Origin of the sequence: Duganella sp. 1411 (assembly GCF_017833525.1) — a bacterium.
Taxonomy (GTDB): domain Bacteria; phylum Pseudomonadota; class Gammaproteobacteria; order Burkholderiales; family Burkholderiaceae_D; genus Rugamonas.
The window spans coordinates 1,224,815-1,241,416 of the sequence record NZ_JAFICD010000001.1 but is presented as its reverse complement, the minus strand read 5'-3'; the positions used below and the strand labels follow the sequence as shown (position 1 = coordinate 1,241,416).

The window sequence follows — 16,602 nt, the reverse complement described above, 5'->3', positions numbered from 1 at the left end:
CGCTAGCCGCCGTCGGCCGCCTGCACGTATGGTCCGATGACGACGCCGACGAAGCCCTTGGCTTTTTGCGTGGACAGGAAGGTCACGTCGACGTCGGTCTTGAGCGAGTTGACCTTGCCGCCGGCGCGGTAGCTATAGGCCGAGCGTCCGCCGTGCATTTCCATGATCAGCTCGACCCGGCCCGCCGCCAGCGGCGCGGAGCCGAGCACCGTTTCATTGCCGTTCTCGATTTTGACTAGCGCAACCATCCGGCGCCCGGCGATGCGCGTTACGCCCAGGAACAGATGGTTGGCGTCGTTCTGGATGGCGATCAGGCCGGCGCGGTCGCCGTCGCGCGCCGGCTGGTAGTCGACCAGCGTCGAGACGGTTGCGTCATGGTGTTGCTGGCGCCTGCCGATGAAGCCCGGGACGCCGTCCAGCTTGCCCAGCGGCTGGCCCGACTGCAGCACCAGTTGACCCTTGTCGATGCTGTACGGCCGTACGCGCGGCGTGCGCAAGCCGATCCAGGCCGGCGACAGCGGCCCATTGAATTCGTCGACATAGGCGAAGTCGCCGCTCATCGGCAGCGCCGGCGTTGGCTGCCGCGGCAGATCCGGCTTGGCCAGCGTGTACGGCACCGGCTTGCCCTGTTCGAGGATCATCGGCCAGCCATCTTTCCACGTCACCGGCAGCAGGAAGGTCTCGCGCCCGATATTGTAGAAATTGCCGGGGTAGGGGCGCGTCGCCAGGAACACCGCCCACCAGTCGCCGCGCTGGGTTTGCACCAGTTTGCCGTGGCCGGCGGTCGTCACCGGATTGGGGCGGGCCGGATCGAGGTCGCGCTGCGTGAGGATCGGGTTGGCCGGGCCGGGAGCATATGGGCCCATCACGTCCTTCGAGCGCAGGATCACTTCCGAGTGGTTGTCACCGGTGCCGCCCTCGGCGCACATCAGATAGTAATAGCCGTCTTTTTTCAGCAGGTGCGGGCCTTCGATCCAGATCGGATTCCTGGCCGGCTCGACGCCGCCGTCGATCAGCACCTGGCGCGTGCCGACGCGCTGCAAGGTGGCCGGGTCCAGTTCCGTGATCCAGATGGCGCGGTGGCCGTCGTAGCGCGGCGTGCCTTCTGGCGCGTCGTTGTGGACCACGTAGACCTTGTCGCCGTCCCAGAACAGCGACGGGTCGATGCCGTTCAAGCCCTTCACCGTGACCGGCTTGGACCAGGGGCCGGCCGGATTCTCGGCCGTGATGATGAAGTTGCCCATGCCGCCGGGGCAGCTGGAACAGGTGGTGATGATGTAATAGCGCCCGTCGTGGAACGAGATATCCGGCGCGTAGATGCCCTGCGAGCCGCGCACGCCGGTGAAGTCGACCTGCTCGGGACGATCCAGCGCGTTGCCGATCTGGGTCCACGTCACCAGGTCGCGCGAGTGCATGATCGGCAGGCCGGGGAAATTGGTGAACGAGGAATTGACCACGTAGTAATCGTCGCCCACGCGGGTGATGGACGGGTCGGGGAAATAGCCCGACAACACCGGGTTGACGAACTGCCCGGGCCCCGGTTTGGCCTGCTCCAGGGACTTGCCGGTGTAGCTGAAGCGTTCGAAGCGCGCGCTGGTGGCGGGGGCGGCGGCCGCCTCCGACCCCGCCCCCGCCACGCAGAGTGCCGCGACCAATAAGAGTTGTTGTTTCATGTATTAACCCTATAAGCGCGGCACCGCCGCCGTTAGAACTTCATCCGCAGGCCGAACGCGAAGGTGCGGCCTGGATCGTACTCGGACATCGTGGCGTTCGGGAACTGGAAGTAGCCGCGGCGCTTGGCCTTGTTCAGGTTGACGATATCGAAGGTCAGCATCGGCAGGCCATCGCGGTCGAACACCTGGTCCAGTTCTATGCTCGACGAGAAGTCCCACTGCTTGTAGGTGTCGCTGAACAGCGCGGCCTGGGTGATGCCGCTCTGGTTCGCCGTCGCCACCTGGCTACCCTGCGAGTAGGTGTGCATGAAGCGCGCCATGTAGCCGTGGTTCTCGTAGTAGACGCCGAAGTTGTTGGTCTTCTTCGGCACGCCCAGCGCGATGAACCCCTTCGAGCCTTCGCCGCTGGCCTTCTGGTTGATCAGCGTCAGCGTCTCGTTGAAGCCGAAGCCCTTGATCGGCAGCAGCTTGTCGAGCGGCTGCACCCAGCCCACTTCCAGGCCGCGGATGCGCAGGATGCCGTCGGCGTTGCGCGGACGGGTCATGACGACGGTGGCCACGTCCGGGCCGCCGCGCGAATCGATCGCCAGCTGCTGCGTCGGGATCAGCGTGCCGTAGTTGATGCCATACTGTGCCAGCGCGGAGAACGGCAACGTGACGTTTTCGTCCACGGTGAAGCCGTTGACGCGCTTCTGGAATCCGGTGACCGACACATAACCTTCGCGGCCGGTGTACCAGTCGATGCCCAGGTCGATGTTATCCGACAGGTAGGGCTTCAGGTTAGGATTGCCCTGGGTGCCCGTATCGGCCGACACGCCGGAGAAATTGACGCCCGGACGCAGCGAATTCGGATTCACGCGCGTCATGCTGCGCGACAGGGCGGCGCGCACCACCACGTCCTTGACCACGTCCACCGCCAGGGTGCCGGACGGCAGGGTGTTGTTGTACTCCGAGTCCTGGTACACCCACGAATCGATGTTCGGATACTTGCTGCCGTTGAGCGGCAAGCTGGCGTTGCGCGGGTCGCTGAAGGAGTTGCGCGAACCGACCTGCTGGTTGGTGCGTACATAGCGCACGCCGACGTTCCAGCGGGTGTTGAAGCCGGCCGGCGCCAGTTCGCCGCTCGCCTCCAGATAGACCGCCTTCGACTTCTCGCGGATGTAGCCGGCGCTGGCGCCGGTCGACGAGGCGCCGGTGTCCGGTGCGGTGCTGTTGTAGTAGTCGTACTTGGAATCCTGGCGGAAGCGATCCCAGTCCAGCGCCAGTTTGCCGTATGGGCCGGGCACCAGATAGCTTGGCAGCGCGGCGTTGGTGATCAGCGAACCCTGGTAGGTCAGCGGAGCCGTCTGGCCGGCCGTGTAGCCGGTGCCGTAGCCCGGATAGAGGGCGGCGGCGCTGGCGCCCGGCGTGCTGGCGCCGTTGCATGGCGGCGCGCCGTTCGGGCCTTGCAGGAACACGGTCGGGTTGTTGCCGCAGACGGCGGCCTGCCACGCGGCGGAATTATCCTGGCCGCGAATGGTGCGGTCGATGTCGTCCCAGGCCAGGCCGCCCTTGAGCGTCAGCTTCTTGTCGCCCCATGCCAGGTTGGTGTGGAAGCCCTTGGTTTCGGTCTCGCGCAACTCGTTCTGCACGTTGACGCGGCCGCCGATCCACTGGTAGCTGGCCGGGTTGTTCAGGTCCAGGTTGGAGACGATCGACGGCACGCCGCCGTTGTTGGCGTAGGTGATCGTGTTGCCGCTGTTGGGCGCGGTGATCGGCATGACCGTCGGCGCCTCGTGCGTGAAGCGGCTGCGGTTCCAGTTGCCGGCCACGTCGAGCGTCAGCTTGGGCGTGATCTTCCATTCCATGCCCGGGTTGATGCCCAGCAGGTCGACCTTGTCGCGGCGCGGGCCGAACTCGATGAAGTTCAAGGCGTTGGCGTAGGTGCCGCTGGTGACCGTGCAGCCGTTGGCGCAATCGGTCTTATCGACCTGCATGTTCAGCGGGATCGACCCGTTGTTGCGCACGGCCCAGGTGTAGGCGTTGCGCTGCATGTCGTCGTCCTTCTTGCTGTACATGGTGTCCAGGTAGAAGTGCAGGTCTTGCGTCGGCCGGTATTCGGCCGCCAGCACGCCGGAGATCTTGTCCTTGGTGCCGTAGTATTCCATCGTGCGGCCCAGGCGCGGAATGATGGCGTTGTCGATCTGGCCGATCGTCAGCCCCGGATTGTGCGCCAGCAGGAAGGCCTGGTCGATCGGCGTGCCCGCCGTCAGGCCGTTGCCGGCGCCGGCCGGCACGGTGGCCGGAATGGTCCAGTTCCCGCCGCCGGTGTTGTTGCGGGTCGGCGAAGTGCTTTGCGACGCGGTCAGGTTGGGATTGGTCCAGCCGACGGTTTCGAAACCGGTGGTGCGCGCTTGCTGGCGCGAGAACGAGATGCCGCCCAGGATACCGAACTTGCCGTCCCAGGTGTTGCTGGCCATGATGTTGCCGCGCATGCCGGCCTTGTCGGCGATCTGCTGCTTGGTGCCGGTCAGGCCCATCGACAGCTGCTTGCCTTCCTTGTCGAACGGCCGCGCGCTGCGCAGGTTGACGACGCCGGCGGCGCCGCCCTCGATCTGGTCGGCGGTCGGGCTCTTGCTCACGGTGAGCTTGGTGAACAGGTCGGTCGGCAGCAGGTCGAGGTCGACCTCGCGGTTGGTGTTGGCGCCGTCGATCGGGCCGGACGAGGCCACGGCGACCGGAGAATTGTTCAGCAGAATCTTGGTGAACGACGAGCCCAGGCCACGAATCTGGATGGTCATGCCCTCGCCGGTGACGTCGCGCGAGACGCCGACGCCGGGAACGCGGCTGAGCGACTCGGCCAGGTTTTTGTCGGGGAACTTACCGAAATCCTCGGCGTTGATGGAATCCTGGAAGCCGACGGCTTCTTTTTTGTCGCGTGCCGACGACAACAGGCTGTTGCGGTAGCCGGTTACCTGTACGCTGGTGATCGGCGCCTCGGCGGTGGCGCCCGGGGGGCTGGTGTCGGCGGCGGGGGCGGCCTGCTGGGCGTAGGCTTGGGCGATCATGCCGGCCATGACGGTCAGGCCAAGTGCGGCGCGCCGGCTGGCGGTCGTTCTATGATTCATTTGCTTGTCTCCATTTTTTGGTTACCGCCGTGCTTTTCCTGTTTTTTTACAGCACGACAACGCCAAGTCTAGGAGCCGGATTGAGCAAAGTCAACATATTCAAACATAATTTGATAAGCGCAACCATTTTTAGCCACAGAGTGTATCTGGGCGGCGAATGTAATTTGTGCGTAAGGGAAAAGAAGTGTTTCGGCGAATATGATATGCGTAACCATTTGACGCGACGGCACCTGGAACGTACCGTTTCGTCTCCAACGCGGGTTACAATGGGGATGTTATCGATAACGGATTTGCCGTCAAAAATGGAGACTGAATGAAATCGTTGCTATCCGCGTTAGCCATCGCGCTGCCGCTGGTTTTCTCAAGCTGGGCAGACGCCGCCGACATCGCGCCCAAGCCGCTGTACCGCGACCCGGTTTTCGACGGCGCGGCCGATGTGTCGATTATTTATGACCGCGGCGCTAAGCTGTGGAAAATGTTCTACACCAACCGCAGGGCGACGATGAAGCTGCCCGACCCGCAAGATGTCGAATGGGTGCACGGCACCGCGATCGGCGTCGCCACGTCGGCGGACGGCGTGCGATGGCGCTATGAGGGCACGGCGCAGTTTCCCAAGGCGTGCACCGACGCGACGCTGTGGGCGCCCGAGGTGATGTACGAGAACGGCACCTATCACATGTGGCTCACCGTCGTGCCGGGCATATTCCACCGCTGGGGCGTGGCGGGCGCCGAAGCGCGCATCGAGCATTTGACCAGCACCGACCTGTCCAAATGGGATTGCGAGGGCACGGTGAAGCTGGACGCGGGGCGCGTGATCGACCCGACCGTCATCAAGCTGGGTCAGGGCTACCGCATGTGGTACAAGGACGAGCGGGCCGGCAGCCGCATCATGGCCGCCGACAGCCGCGACCTGCGCTCCTGGACCAAGGCCGGCGACGGGCCGGTGAATTCCACCCACGGCGAGGGGCCCAAGGTGTTCCGGTTCAAGGGACATTACTGGCTGATCGCCGACGTGTGGAAGGGCTTGATGGTGCTGCGTTCCGACGATGCGCTCAAATGGACCGAGCAGGCCGGCTACATCCTCGGCGGGGCCGGCCAAAAGGCGACCGACCGCGCCATGGGGCAGCATCCGGACGTCGTCGTCGATGGCGACCGCGCGTTCATCTATTACTTCGTCCATCAAAAGAACGAGGCCGAGGCGGGCGCCGACCCGCGCTGGAACCAGCGCACCGTCATCCAGGTCGCCGAGCTGGTCTATCAGGATGGCCAGCTGGTCGTCGACCGCGACGCCGATCTCGAGTTCCGTCTCCGCGCCCCGTCCCCGTAGTTGCGTTCATCGGACGGGGAGCTGAAAAACGTGGACACGCCCCCATCGATGGACTAGTATTGATATCGATAACAACGGGCCCGTAAATCGGGCTCGTGGTCTATCGCGTGCCGTTCCGGCGCGTATTCACCACGCTTTTCCCAGTCGTTTGAAATCCCTTCCGGCGCATCCCGGCCGGGCGGTATGTATTGAATATATTAAGAACAAGAGGAGTTGGAATCGGCACTCGTGTAGTTAAAAAAAGGAGGAGACAACAATGAAAATACAAAGATTAAACAGCGCGTTCTGGCGGATGGTCCGCATGGGCGCGGCGGCGGGCATCGTCGCGCTGTGTGGCGTGCTGCCGGCCCGCGTGGCCATGGCTGCGGACACCATCGTCAACCTGGCCACCAGCTATCAGCCGACCATCAACGAGACGCTCGATGCGAGCGGCTTCAAGCATCCAGGCGTCGGCCTGACCAAGGACGTGCTGGAAAATATGCGCACCCAGGTGCGGGCGCAAAAGGAACCGTGGAACACCTATTTCAACCAGATGCTGCTGTCCGGCACCGCGTCGACCACGCCCTCGATCAAGAACGTCAACGCCGCCGACCCGTCCAAGCCGCGCTATTACGGCCTCAATAGCCAGGGCGTGGAATCGTTGTTCATCGCCGACGCGCTGACCGCCTACACCCAGGCCATCCTGTACTACGTGACGGGTAACGAAACCTACCGCGCCAACGCGCTGCGCATCATCCGCCTGTACGGGCAGATGGACCCGAGCCAGTTCGCCTACTACACGGACGCGCACATCCACACGGGCATTCCGCTGCAGCGCATGGTGGGGGCGGCCGAGATCCTGCGTTACACCAGTTACCAGACCGCCGCGCTGGCGTGGACGGACGACGACACCAGCAATTTCGCCAACAACTTCGTGCTGCCGACCATCGACACCGACAACAGCTGCAATTGCCGGTTCATGAACCAGCACCTGTACACGACGATCGGCGCCATGGCGGGGTATATCTTCACCGGCGACCGCGCCGGCTACGACCGCACCGTCGAGTGGTTCACGGTGAACAAGGACGCCGTCGACCAGGGCCAGAACGGCGCCGTCAAAGCGCTGTTCCGCCTGGTGACCACCAACGACGACACCGGCGAGCAGGTGACGCCGGCCGTGCAACACGTCGAGATGGGCCGCGACCAGGCCCACGGCGCCGGCGACCTCACCAACGCCGAAATCCTGGCGCGCTTCATGATGGCCCAGGGCACCAAGGTCGATCCGGTCGAGGGCACGCCGTCCACCGCGCCGAACGCGGTCGGCCCCTACGAATTCCTGTGCGACCGCATCCTGCAGGCCGCCGAGAAGTTCGGCACCTATATGCAGGGCTACGAGATTGCGTGGATCCCCACCGCGTCGCATACCGACGCCAGCGGCAACCCCACCGTCGTCTACCACAAGGTGGCCGGCGCCTACCGCGGGCGGCTGACCCAGAACACCTGGGAACTGTATTACTACTACAAGTACGCGCGCGGCATGAACATGGAAAAGCACGCGCCCAACTTCTCGCGCATCTTCGCCAACCGCACCGTCTATAACTGGGACGGCGGCGACGGCGGTGGCGACTTCTGGCTGTTGATCCCGGCCGCCGCGGCCGCCGAGGGCACCCAGCGCCTGGTCAAGACGATCACCGACCCCTATCGCGAAGTCGAGGCGCGCTTCACGCCGCTCGACGCCAACTCCGTCGTCAAGTCGGACACGACCGCTTCCTACATCGAGACCACCGCCACCGCCGCCGGCAGCAGCTTCGCCGTCTACGGCTATGGCTACGGCACCAGCAGCCTGTCGCTGAAGGTGCGCACCAATGGCGTCGCCACCATGGAAGCGTTCGGCACCACGTTCCAGCTGCCCAACACCAATGGCCAGTGGATGTACGTCAATTACGCGGGCGGGCTGGGCGACTTCCTGCCGGTCACGATCAAGGGGGCGGGCACGACGGTGGACATCGACCACATCAACGTCAACGGCGGCAGCCTGAGCCTGCCGACCTTCACCGCCGGCAACGCGGACCTGGACGTCTACACCTACGCCGGCGCCAGCCAGGCCGTGAGCGCCAGCTTCGCCGCGACCGATTCGAGCTCGACCGCCACGGTGACCTACCAGATCGACAATCCGCCGCCCGGCGCCAGCTTCAACGGCAGCACCGGCGCGTTCTCGTGGCTGCCGACCCAGGCCGGCACCTATAGCTTCGTCGTCTCGGCGAGGGACGGCACCAGCGTCGTCAGCAAGCGCGTCACCGTCATCGTGGGCGCCGACCGCCAGGCTGTGGTCAACGCCGTGATCGCCAGCTACAACGCCAGCCTGCCGTACGTCACCTCGACGCTGAACACCTACACCGCCGCCTACAACGACATCGAAAGCGTCATCGCCAGCGCCACCGACGACGTGTTCTTCCAGAAGCTGGCCACGCTCAGGACGGCCGTGGCCGGTCTGCAACTGCTGACGCCGGTGATCGCCGATGGCAGCCTGAACTACACCAAGATGCTGACGTCGTCGACCTTCGGCACCCAGGTGCCGAACGCGCTGGACGGCAATCCCGATTCCTTCGTCGGCTTTTACCTGGCGCAGAACCAGACCCACACCTTGGACTTCGGACCGAGCTTCAAGGTCGCCGCCACCGCCTTCGGCCTGCAGGTGCGCACCAGCTTCCCCGAGCGCATCGGCGGCACCACGGTTTACGGCTCCAACGACAACGCCAACTGGACCCGCTTGACGCCCGGGCTGACCGTGGTGACCGAGGACATGCAGAACCTGCCGGTCGACGATGCGCTGCAAACCCAGCGCTACCGCTTCTTCAAGATCGCCATGATCGAGCCCTCGAGCAGCATGTTGGAGCTGGGCGAGTTCCACATCTTCGGCACCCGCTACGAGACGGTCAACAAGCTGTCGTCCGTGACCATGGGTTCGGACCAGGCGCTGCGCAACCGCATCGTGCCGGGCAACACGGTCAAGGTGAAATTCGTCTCGACCGAGGCGATCACCAACGTCAACGTCACCATCCAGGGCCAGCCCGCCACGGTGAGCACGACGGACAACCTGAACTGGACCGCCAGCTGGGTGGCCGGCGCGACAGGCCCGTACGGCACGGTCAGCTTCCTGTTGAACTACAAAACCGCCGCCGGCGTGGACGCCGAACCGACTTTCTTCACGACGGATGGCAGCGCGCTGACCATCGCCGACCAGACCGGCATGATCGACAACGTCACCACGGTCACCTCGGTCACCGATTCGAGCGGGCGCAACGCCACCGACGCGGTCAACACCGCGAACCTGCTGTTCGACGCCAACCTGACGACCGCCACCGACTACCGCGTCAACGGCAGCGGCTACGGCGGCTGGGTCGAGTTCGACTTCCGCGACGGCGGCACGGTGGTGCTGGCGCGCGCCGAAGTGCTGGCCCGCCAGGACCAGGTCGGCCGCATCAACGGCACCGTCGTGCAAGGCTCGAACGACAACACCAACTGGACCACGATCACGAACGCGGCCGGCAACAACGCCGACTGGCAAACGCTGACCTCCAACAACACCACGCCGTTCCGCTATCTGCGCGTGTTCAACGGCGGCCAGTGGTACGGCAACATGGCGGAGCTGCGCCTGTACGGCGTCGTCAAATCGACCGCGCAGATCGCCACCGCGTCGCTGACCTCGGCGCAATCGCTCAGCCCGGCGACGGTGGCGAACAAGCGCGTCGTGCCGGGCAACACCGTGACCTTGACGTTCACGGCCAAGGCGGCCATCAACGACGTCACGGCCACGATCCAGGGCCAGACGGCGACGGTCGCCACCAGCGACAACGTCAACTTCACGGCCAGCGCGGCGCTGCCGCAGGGCGTGGCGGCGGGCAAGGTGACGTTCGCCGTCAACTACAAGCTGCCGGATGGTTCGGCCGGCTATCCGGCCACGGCCACCACGGACGGCAGCGGCGCCTATGTGGTCGATGAATCGGACGTGATCCGCAATATCTCGACCGTGGCGACGCTGATCGACTCGACGCTGAACCGCAGCGCCGCGTTGACCGCCTCGATGGTTGACGCGCTGTTCGACGGCAATATCTCGTCCTTCTCGGATTTCCGCACCGGCAGCAATAACAGCGGAGTCGGCAGCTACATCGTGTTCGACTTCAAGTCCGGCAAGCAGGTCAGCCTGACGAGTGTCGAACTGCTGGCGCGCCAGGACCAGACCATCCGCGCGAAGGGCGTCGTGTTCCAGGGTTCCAACGACGGCGCCACGTGGACCACGATCGCCGGGGCCGGCGTCCAGACGGCGGATTGGCAGAGCTTCGCGGTGGGGGGCGCCTCGCCATATCGCTACATCCGCATTTACAACGGCGGTACCTGGTACGGCAGCATGGCGGAAGTGCGTCTGCACGGCTCGTTGTAGCGCTGGGCCGTCGCGCTGGCGACCCGGCGTGACGGCTGAGTGGAGGGCGATGGGGTAAGCGCCGGGCCGGCCGAGGCACGCGTGCATCCCGTCGAGCGGAAGCCGGTCGAGACCGGCATTGAGAAATGCGGTAAGTCTATGATATACAAAGGAAAACTACATCATGTATAATAAACCATATGGACATCCAAGGCCGAATATTGCAGTCAATCCGTCCCCGTCGGGACGGTCTTTTGCTGCGCTCGGATCTGAATGGCATGGGTAGCAGCAGTCAGGTTTCGGCAGCTCTCCTGGAGTTGCGCCGCAAGGGTTTTATTCTGCGGATTGAGCGCGGCGTGTATGTCACACCTCAGAAATTAGAGTTGCTCGGTAAGCAAGCGGTCCTTGCCAATGCGCATCAGCGACAAGCGAAATTACGCCGAAAGCTCGCCACGCGACGGAGGCGTCAGACGCGGGTGATGACGCCGACCGCGCGCTATGTCGCTTCGTTGGCCCGACGTTTGGGGATAAGTTATATACCCACTTATGGCGATCTGTGGGCCGTCGCGGTGACCCGGCTTGCCGGCGATGAAGTCTCGACCGATTCCACCGATGACTTGCTCGTGGCGCTGACGCGGGCAGGAAAATTGTCGCCGACGGACATGACCAAGCTGGTGATGGAACATCACCGCATGCTTAAATCGCATGTTTGATCCATTCGGTGATTTTGAAACTGCGGGCTATCTACGGAATACCGGTGGGGAAAAGGACCTGAGCATCGTCAAGGTTGCGGAGCACGCTTTGTTTCGTGCCCAACTTCCGGCTGCGCTTGACTACTTGGTAACCTGTCGCAGGATTGAATATGAGGATTTCCTCAACACCCATCGACTGCTTTTTGGCGGATTGTATCCTTGGGCAGGTCAGGATCGCGCCGCAGTGCTGCCAGACAAGGCGATTTCGAAGGGACCTGTCTACTTTTGTCATCCACGCGATTGTCGCCGTGCGGTGGAGGACGGCTTGGTCCAGGCGCAGGAAAAAGGCCAGATGCCAACCCATCCTGGCTTCATCATGGGATTGTTCGCCTATGGACATCCTTTTCTCGATGGTAACGGACGTACCATGTTGTTGATACACTCCGAGTTGTGTTTTCGCGCAGGCCTTTCCATTGATTGGACACGCACGCAAAAGGAGCCGTACCTGCAAGCGCTTAATCTTGAACTTGAATCGCCAAATGCAGGTCACCTGGATGCTTATTTACTTCCGTTCATAGGTCCGCCTATTCCACGTGAACAATGGCGGGCTTCGGTGGCGGTGATGCCTGGATTAGACGGTGTCGATGCCGAAGCGGACGCCGTCGCCGCTTATGCCGACCCACACGTCGCGCGTGACTACGCGGAATTCGCACGTAAGCGAGCATACCGGCCGCTTTGACGCGTCGGACTTGCGCCACGTCAGCGCGATGCCGCCAACCCCCGATGCCTGTTTGGCTATCGCGGCGGCGTAAAACGTCATTGGACACATCAGTTTCTCCACGATATCGTGCGTAGCCGACCATGAAATTTGCCGGGCAGGTACAGGCAAAAGGCGAACTTCCGCAGCCCTTGGGCGGGTAAAACGATAAAAATATACTTGGAGACCAACGTGACCAAATCCTTCTCGCTGTGGGGGGCCGCCGCTGTATTGGCCGCATCCATGCTGTCCACCAACGCCGCCGCGCAACAGTCCTATGCGCCGGTGACCTTTAAAAACGCCTCCGTCCACGATCCATCCGTGATCAAGACCGGTGGCACCTATTATGTGTTCGGCTCCCACCTGGCATCGGCCAAAAGCACCGATTTGATGAATTGGACGCAGATAACCGACTCGGTCAGCGCCACCAATAAATTATTCCTGAACGGTTCCAGCAACGTTTACACGGAATTGGCCGAGACGTTCAGCTGGGCGCAATCGAACACGCTGTGGGCGCCGGACGTGATCCGCCTCGCCGACGGCAGGTACTACATGTATTACAACGCCTGCAAAGGCGATTCGCCGCGCTCGGCGTTGGGCATCGCGGTGTCGAACAATATCGAGGGCCCGTACGTCAACAAGGGCATCATCCTCAAGTCCGGCATGTGGGGCCAGGCCAGCTACGACGGCACTATCTACGACGCCCTCAAGCATCCGAACACCGTCGATCCTAACGTGTTCTTCGATAACGGCGGCAGGCTGTGGATGATTTACGGTTCCTATTCCGGCGGCATCTTCATCATGCAGATGAATCCGGTCACCGGCATGCCGCTGCCGGGGCAGGGCTACGGCAAGCGTTTGATGGGCGGCAATCACAGCCGCATCGAAGGCGCCTACGTGATGTACAGCCCCGTGACGCAGTACTACTACATGTTCACGTCGTTCGGCGGGCTGGACGCGGCCGGCGGCTACAACATGCGCGTGTCGCGCGCCACCTCGCCGGACGGCCCGTACTTCGACGCCCAGGGCGTCAATATGGCCAACGTCAAGGCCGATCCGACCAAGCCGTTGTTCGACGACGCCTCGATCGCGCCGTATGGCGTCAAGATCATGGGCAATTTCCTGTTCGAGCGCAAGCTGGGCGAACTCGGCACCGGCATCGGCACCGGCTATGTGTCGGCCGGTCACAATTCGGCGTATTATGATGCGGCCACCGGCAAGCACTTCCTGATCTTCCACACCCGGTTCCCGGAGCGCGGCGAACAGCATGAAATCCGCGTGCACCAGATGTTCATGAATGCCGATGGCTGGCCGGTGGTGACGCCGTACCGCAATACCAACGAAACCCTGGCCGCCGTGCCGCGCGGATTCGTGTTCGGCGACTACATGTTCGTCAATCACGGCAAGGATATTTCCGCCACGATCAAAAAATCCAAATTCATCACCCTCAACGCCAACGGGACGATCAGCGGCGCTGTCTCCGGCACGTGGGCGCTGGTGGGCGCCAACCAGGCCGAGATCAACCTGCCGGGGTCGTCCCCGTTCAAAGGCGTGTTCCTCAGGCAGTGGGATGAAACCTCGCAAAGCTATGTGATGACGTTTACCGCGACGTCGCGCGAGGGTGTCTCCGTCATGGGCAGCCGCCTGCCGTCCGGCAGCGACATGCAGATCGTGCACGCGATTTACAGTGAACTCAGCCTCGGCAACACCAACGCGGTCACCGGCGACATGACGCTGCCGACCAGCGCCGCGCGCGATGCCGTGATCACGTGGACCTCGTCGAATCCTCGCGTGTTGAGCAACACGGGGCAGGTCACCAGCCCGTCCGGCGATGTGACCGTCACGTTGACGGCCACCATCACCAAAGGCATGGCGAAGGCCGTCAAGTCCTTTGTCGTCACCGTGCGCAAGCTGGGCGGCATGGTCGCCTACTTCCCGTTCGACGGCAACCTGAACGACGCCACCGGCGCGTTCGGCGCGGGCGCCGTCATCGGCGCGAAAATCGATATCGCCGGCGGCAGCCTGGGGTACGAGCCGGGCATGAAGGGCAGCGCGGCCGTCTTCAACGGCGCGACCGGTGTGCGCCTGCCGAACGGCCTATTCTCGAGCAACACGTACACGGTGGCGATGTGGCTCAAGCCGGCCCAACTGACCGCGTTCACCACCACGTTCTTTGGCGCCCGCACCGGCGACTCGTGGATCAGCTTGCTGCCGAAGGGACACGACGGCGTCGGTGGTTCCACCATGTTGTGGTCGGGCACGGCGTGGTACGACGCCGGCCTGGGCATGAACATCCCGGTCGGCCAGTGGTCGCACGTGGCGTTCACCGTCAAGAACGGCGCCGTCAACATCTATGTCAACGGCGCCAAGCGCTACAGCGGCGTCAACTTCCCCAACGTATTCACCACCACCAGCGGCGTGTTCGCGCTGGGCGTGAACTGGTGGGACGCGCCATATAAAGGGTCGATGGACGACCTGCGCATCTACGGTACCGCCTTGACCGACGGGGAAATCTCCAGCATCGCGCGCTGATCGGTTGTGCCGTCGCACGGGAAGCCGGCGTTTGGTTTATGCTAACGTCCGGCTGTCTCCCGGGCGCCCGACGGCCGGCTCAGCAATTATCATGGGCATGGCCGGCAGTCGCCGGCCACCTATTTTTTTTAACGGAACCTTCACAACTACATGACTATTTCGACCAGACCCGCCTCGATTTTCCTGCTTAGCACCCTCGTTGGCCTCAGCGCCTGCAGCCAGCTGCCATCGCGCGACGACGCCGCTTCCGGCGGCGTGTCGCTGTCGCGCATGCCTTTCGGCACGTTGTCGAACGGCGCCAAGGTTGAAGCCATCGTCCTGAAGAACGCCAGCGGCCTGTCGGCCACGCTGATCTCGTACGGCGCCACGGTGCAGAGCCTGCGCTTCCCGGACAAGCAGGGCAACTCGGCCGATCTGGCCGTCGGCTACGACACGCTGGCCGGCTACGAATCGACGCCCGGCTTTACCAACGTGACGGTCGGCCGCTACGCCAACCGCATCGCCAACGGCACTTTCGCACTGGACGGCAAGAAGTTCGCGCTGGCGGTCAACGAGGCGCCCAACACCCTGCACGGCGGCAGCATCGGCTGGGACAAGCGCAACTGGGTGGTCAAGAGCGTCGAACAGACCGCCGACAAGGCTTCGGTGACGTTCACCCTGACGTCGCCCGACGGCGACCAGGGCTTCCCCGGCACCGTCGTGGCCGACGTGACCTACGAATTGAATAACAACAACGACCTGACCATCCGCTACGGCGCCAAGACCGACAAGCCGACGGTGGTCAACCTGACCTGGCACAGTATGCTGAACCTGTCGGGCATCCCGGCCACGCGCCTGGCCACCGATGTCGACCTGACGATCGAGTCGGACGCCATCCTGCCGGTCGACAAGACCTTGATCCCGACCGGCCAGCCGCTGCCGGTGGCGGGCACGCCGTTCGACTTCCGCACGCCAGCCAATGTGACCGAGCGGGCGCGCGCCCAGCATCCGCAGCTGGCGCTGGCCAACGGCGGCATCGACCACAACTACATCCTGCGCGGTGGCAAAACGGCCGAGCCGAAACCGGCCGTCAAGATCGAGGACCGCAACTCCGGCCGCGGCCTGGCGATCGCCACCACCGAAGCGGGCATGCAGATGTACACCGGCAACTTCCTCAAAGGCGAGGTGGTGGGCAAGGGCGGCCAGAAGCTGACCAAGTACCAATCGATCAGTTTTGAGGCGCAGGGTTATCCGGACAGCCCGAACCAGTCGGCGTTCCCGAGCACCCGCGTCGATCCGGGCCGCGATTATTCGCAGACCACGGTGTTGCATTTCTACAAGCTCGATCGTTGATACGAATTGCCCGGGGTGGATAATCCGCCCCGGGTAAATCACCTGCGCCGGTAGATGTCGACTTCTTGCGCATACAGGAAAAACGACTGGTCCGGCCGGTAGAACGCGGTGGCCGGATCGGCGTTGATTTCCAGCAGCGCGCGCTCGTAGGCGCGGAAGGCGCCCACCGACGCGGCGTTGTCGAACCACAGGCTGCCGACGCCTTCATAGATCGGCGCATCCTTGCCGCCGAAATAAGCCAGCATCGGATTAAATTGCGGCAGCTGCCGGTTGTGCACGCACCGGCGCAGCGCCGACGCGGCCTCCGGCGCCGCCGCCAGCGCCTTCGCGTGCGCCGCCTGCCAGCGCGCGAAGAAGTCCGTCAGCTCCAGCCCGTCGGCGGCGCGCAGATAGTGCAGCACCTTGGCGCCGCAGCCGCCGCCAGGGCGCGCGACCGGCTGCTCGACCTCCGCCGCCACCAAACTCAGCGCGACACTGGTATCGCTGAAATTCCGGCCATCGGGGCCGACCTTGGTCCGCACATGCTCATGCGAAAACGTCGCCTGCAGGTCCCCGGCGTTATCCCAATACAGCTCCGTGACCGAATCGCGCGCCACCGTCATCGTGTGCGCCGCCTCGGCCGCGCTGCCGAAGGCCGAATCGAACACGTGGTTCTGCACGTACGCGCGCAGCGCGAGCGGATTCTCGTTGCTGATCGCCGCGTGCACATATTGCACGTAGGCGATGTATTCCGCGTGGGTCATGCCGGGGCGCCGGCAAATGGCTGCCATCATTTTGATCATC

General features: G+C 63.6%; 9 protein-coding genes. 6 read left to right on the top strand and 3 right to left on the bottom strand.

Annotation, left to right across the window (positions count from 1 at the left end):
- Positions 1-2: 2 nt before the first annotated feature.
- The gene (locus JOD97_RS04850; protein ID WP_229264182.1) at positions 3-1,673 is read right to left on the bottom strand and encodes a glycoside hydrolase family 43 protein; all 1,671 of its coding nucleotides are present in this window, start codon (positions 1,671-1,673) and stop codon (positions 3-5) included.
- Positions 1,674-1,705: 32 nt separating this feature from the next.
- On the bottom strand, positions 1,706-4,780 hold the full coding sequence (locus tag JOD97_RS04845; RefSeq protein ID WP_209713814.1) for a TonB-dependent receptor: 3,075 nt from the start codon (positions 4,778-4,780) through the stop codon (positions 1,706-1,708).
- Between the two features lie 313 nt (positions 4,781-5,093).
- Here JOD97_RS04845 and JOD97_RS04840 point away from each other — a divergent pair, with 313 nt between their 5' ends.
- The 6 genes from JOD97_RS04840 (at position 5,094) to JOD97_RS04815 (ending at position 15,819) form a co-directional block, all read left to right on the top strand.
- Positions 5,094-6,107 carry a hypothetical protein gene (locus JOD97_RS04840; RefSeq protein WP_209713812.1) on the top strand — a complete coding sequence of 338 codons (1,014 nt, stop codon included), beginning with the start codon at positions 5,094-5,096 and terminating at the stop codon, positions 6,105-6,107.
- A 256-nt stretch (positions 6,108-6,363) separates the two neighbouring features.
- The gene (locus JOD97_RS04835) at positions 6,364-10,527 is read left to right on the top strand and encodes a discoidin domain-containing protein (RefSeq protein WP_209713810.1); all 4,164 of its coding nucleotides are present in this window, start codon (positions 6,364-6,366) and stop codon (positions 10,525-10,527) included.
- A gap of 179 nt (positions 10,528-10,706) precedes the next feature.
- Positions 10,707-11,219 (top strand): hypothetical protein, encoded by a 513-nt coding sequence (locus JOD97_RS04830; protein WP_209713808.1) that lies wholly within the window; start codon positions 10,707-10,709, stop codon positions 11,217-11,219.
- Positions 11,212-11,937 (top strand): Fic family protein, encoded by a 726-nt coding sequence (locus JOD97_RS04825; RefSeq protein ID WP_209713806.1) that lies wholly within the window; start codon positions 11,212-11,214, stop codon positions 11,935-11,937. Before JOD97_RS04830 ends, JOD97_RS04825 begins: the two co-directional genes overlap by 8 nt.
- A 210-nt stretch (positions 11,938-12,147) precedes the next feature.
- Positions 12,148-14,487: a family 43 glycosylhydrolase gene (locus tag JOD97_RS33080; RefSeq protein ID WP_373999784.1), complete on the top strand. Its 2,340-nt coding sequence runs from the start codon at positions 12,148-12,150 to the stop codon at positions 14,485-14,487.
- A gap of 150 nt (positions 14,488-14,637) precedes the next feature.
- The gene (locus JOD97_RS04815) at positions 14,638-15,819 is read left to right on the top strand and encodes an aldose epimerase family protein (RefSeq protein WP_209713804.1); all 1,182 of its coding nucleotides are present in this window, start codon (positions 14,638-14,640) and stop codon (positions 15,817-15,819) included.
- 38 nt (positions 15,820-15,857) lie between these two features.
- Here JOD97_RS04815 and JOD97_RS04810 read toward each other — a convergent pair whose 3' ends face one another.
- Positions 15,858-16,601: an EthD domain-containing protein gene (locus JOD97_RS04810; RefSeq protein WP_209713802.1), complete on the bottom strand. Its 744-nt coding sequence runs from the start codon at positions 16,599-16,601 to the stop codon at positions 15,858-15,860.
- Position 16,602 lies beyond the last annotated feature (1 nt).

Coding starts and splice junctions, on each gene's coding strand:
- JOD97_RS04850 (WP_229264182.1), bottom strand. CDS start 1,673: ATGAAACAACAACTCTTATTGGTCGCGGCACTCTGCGTGGCGGGGGCG.
- JOD97_RS04845 (WP_209713814.1), bottom strand. CDS start 4,780: ATGAATCATAGAACGACCGCCAGCCGGCGCGCCGCACTTGGCCTGACC.
- JOD97_RS04840 (WP_209713812.1), top strand. CDS start 5,094: ATGAAATCGTTGCTATCCGCGTTAGCCATCGCGCTGCCGCTGGTTTTC.
- JOD97_RS04835 (WP_209713810.1), top strand. CDS start 6,364: ATGAAAATACAAAGATTAAACAGCGCGTTCTGGCGGATGGTCCGCATG.
- JOD97_RS04830 (WP_209713808.1), top strand. CDS start 10,707: ATGGACATCCAAGGCCGAATATTGCAGTCAATCCGTCCCCGTCGGGAC.
- JOD97_RS04825 (WP_209713806.1), top strand. CDS start 11,212: ATGTTTGATCCATTCGGTGATTTTGAAACTGCGGGCTATCTACGGAAT.
- JOD97_RS04815 (WP_209713804.1), top strand. CDS start 14,638: ATGACTATTTCGACCAGACCCGCCTCGATTTTCCTGCTTAGCACCCTC.
- JOD97_RS04810 (WP_209713802.1), bottom strand. CDS start 16,601: ATGATCAAAATGATGGCAGCCATTTGCCGGCGCCCCGGCATGACCCAC.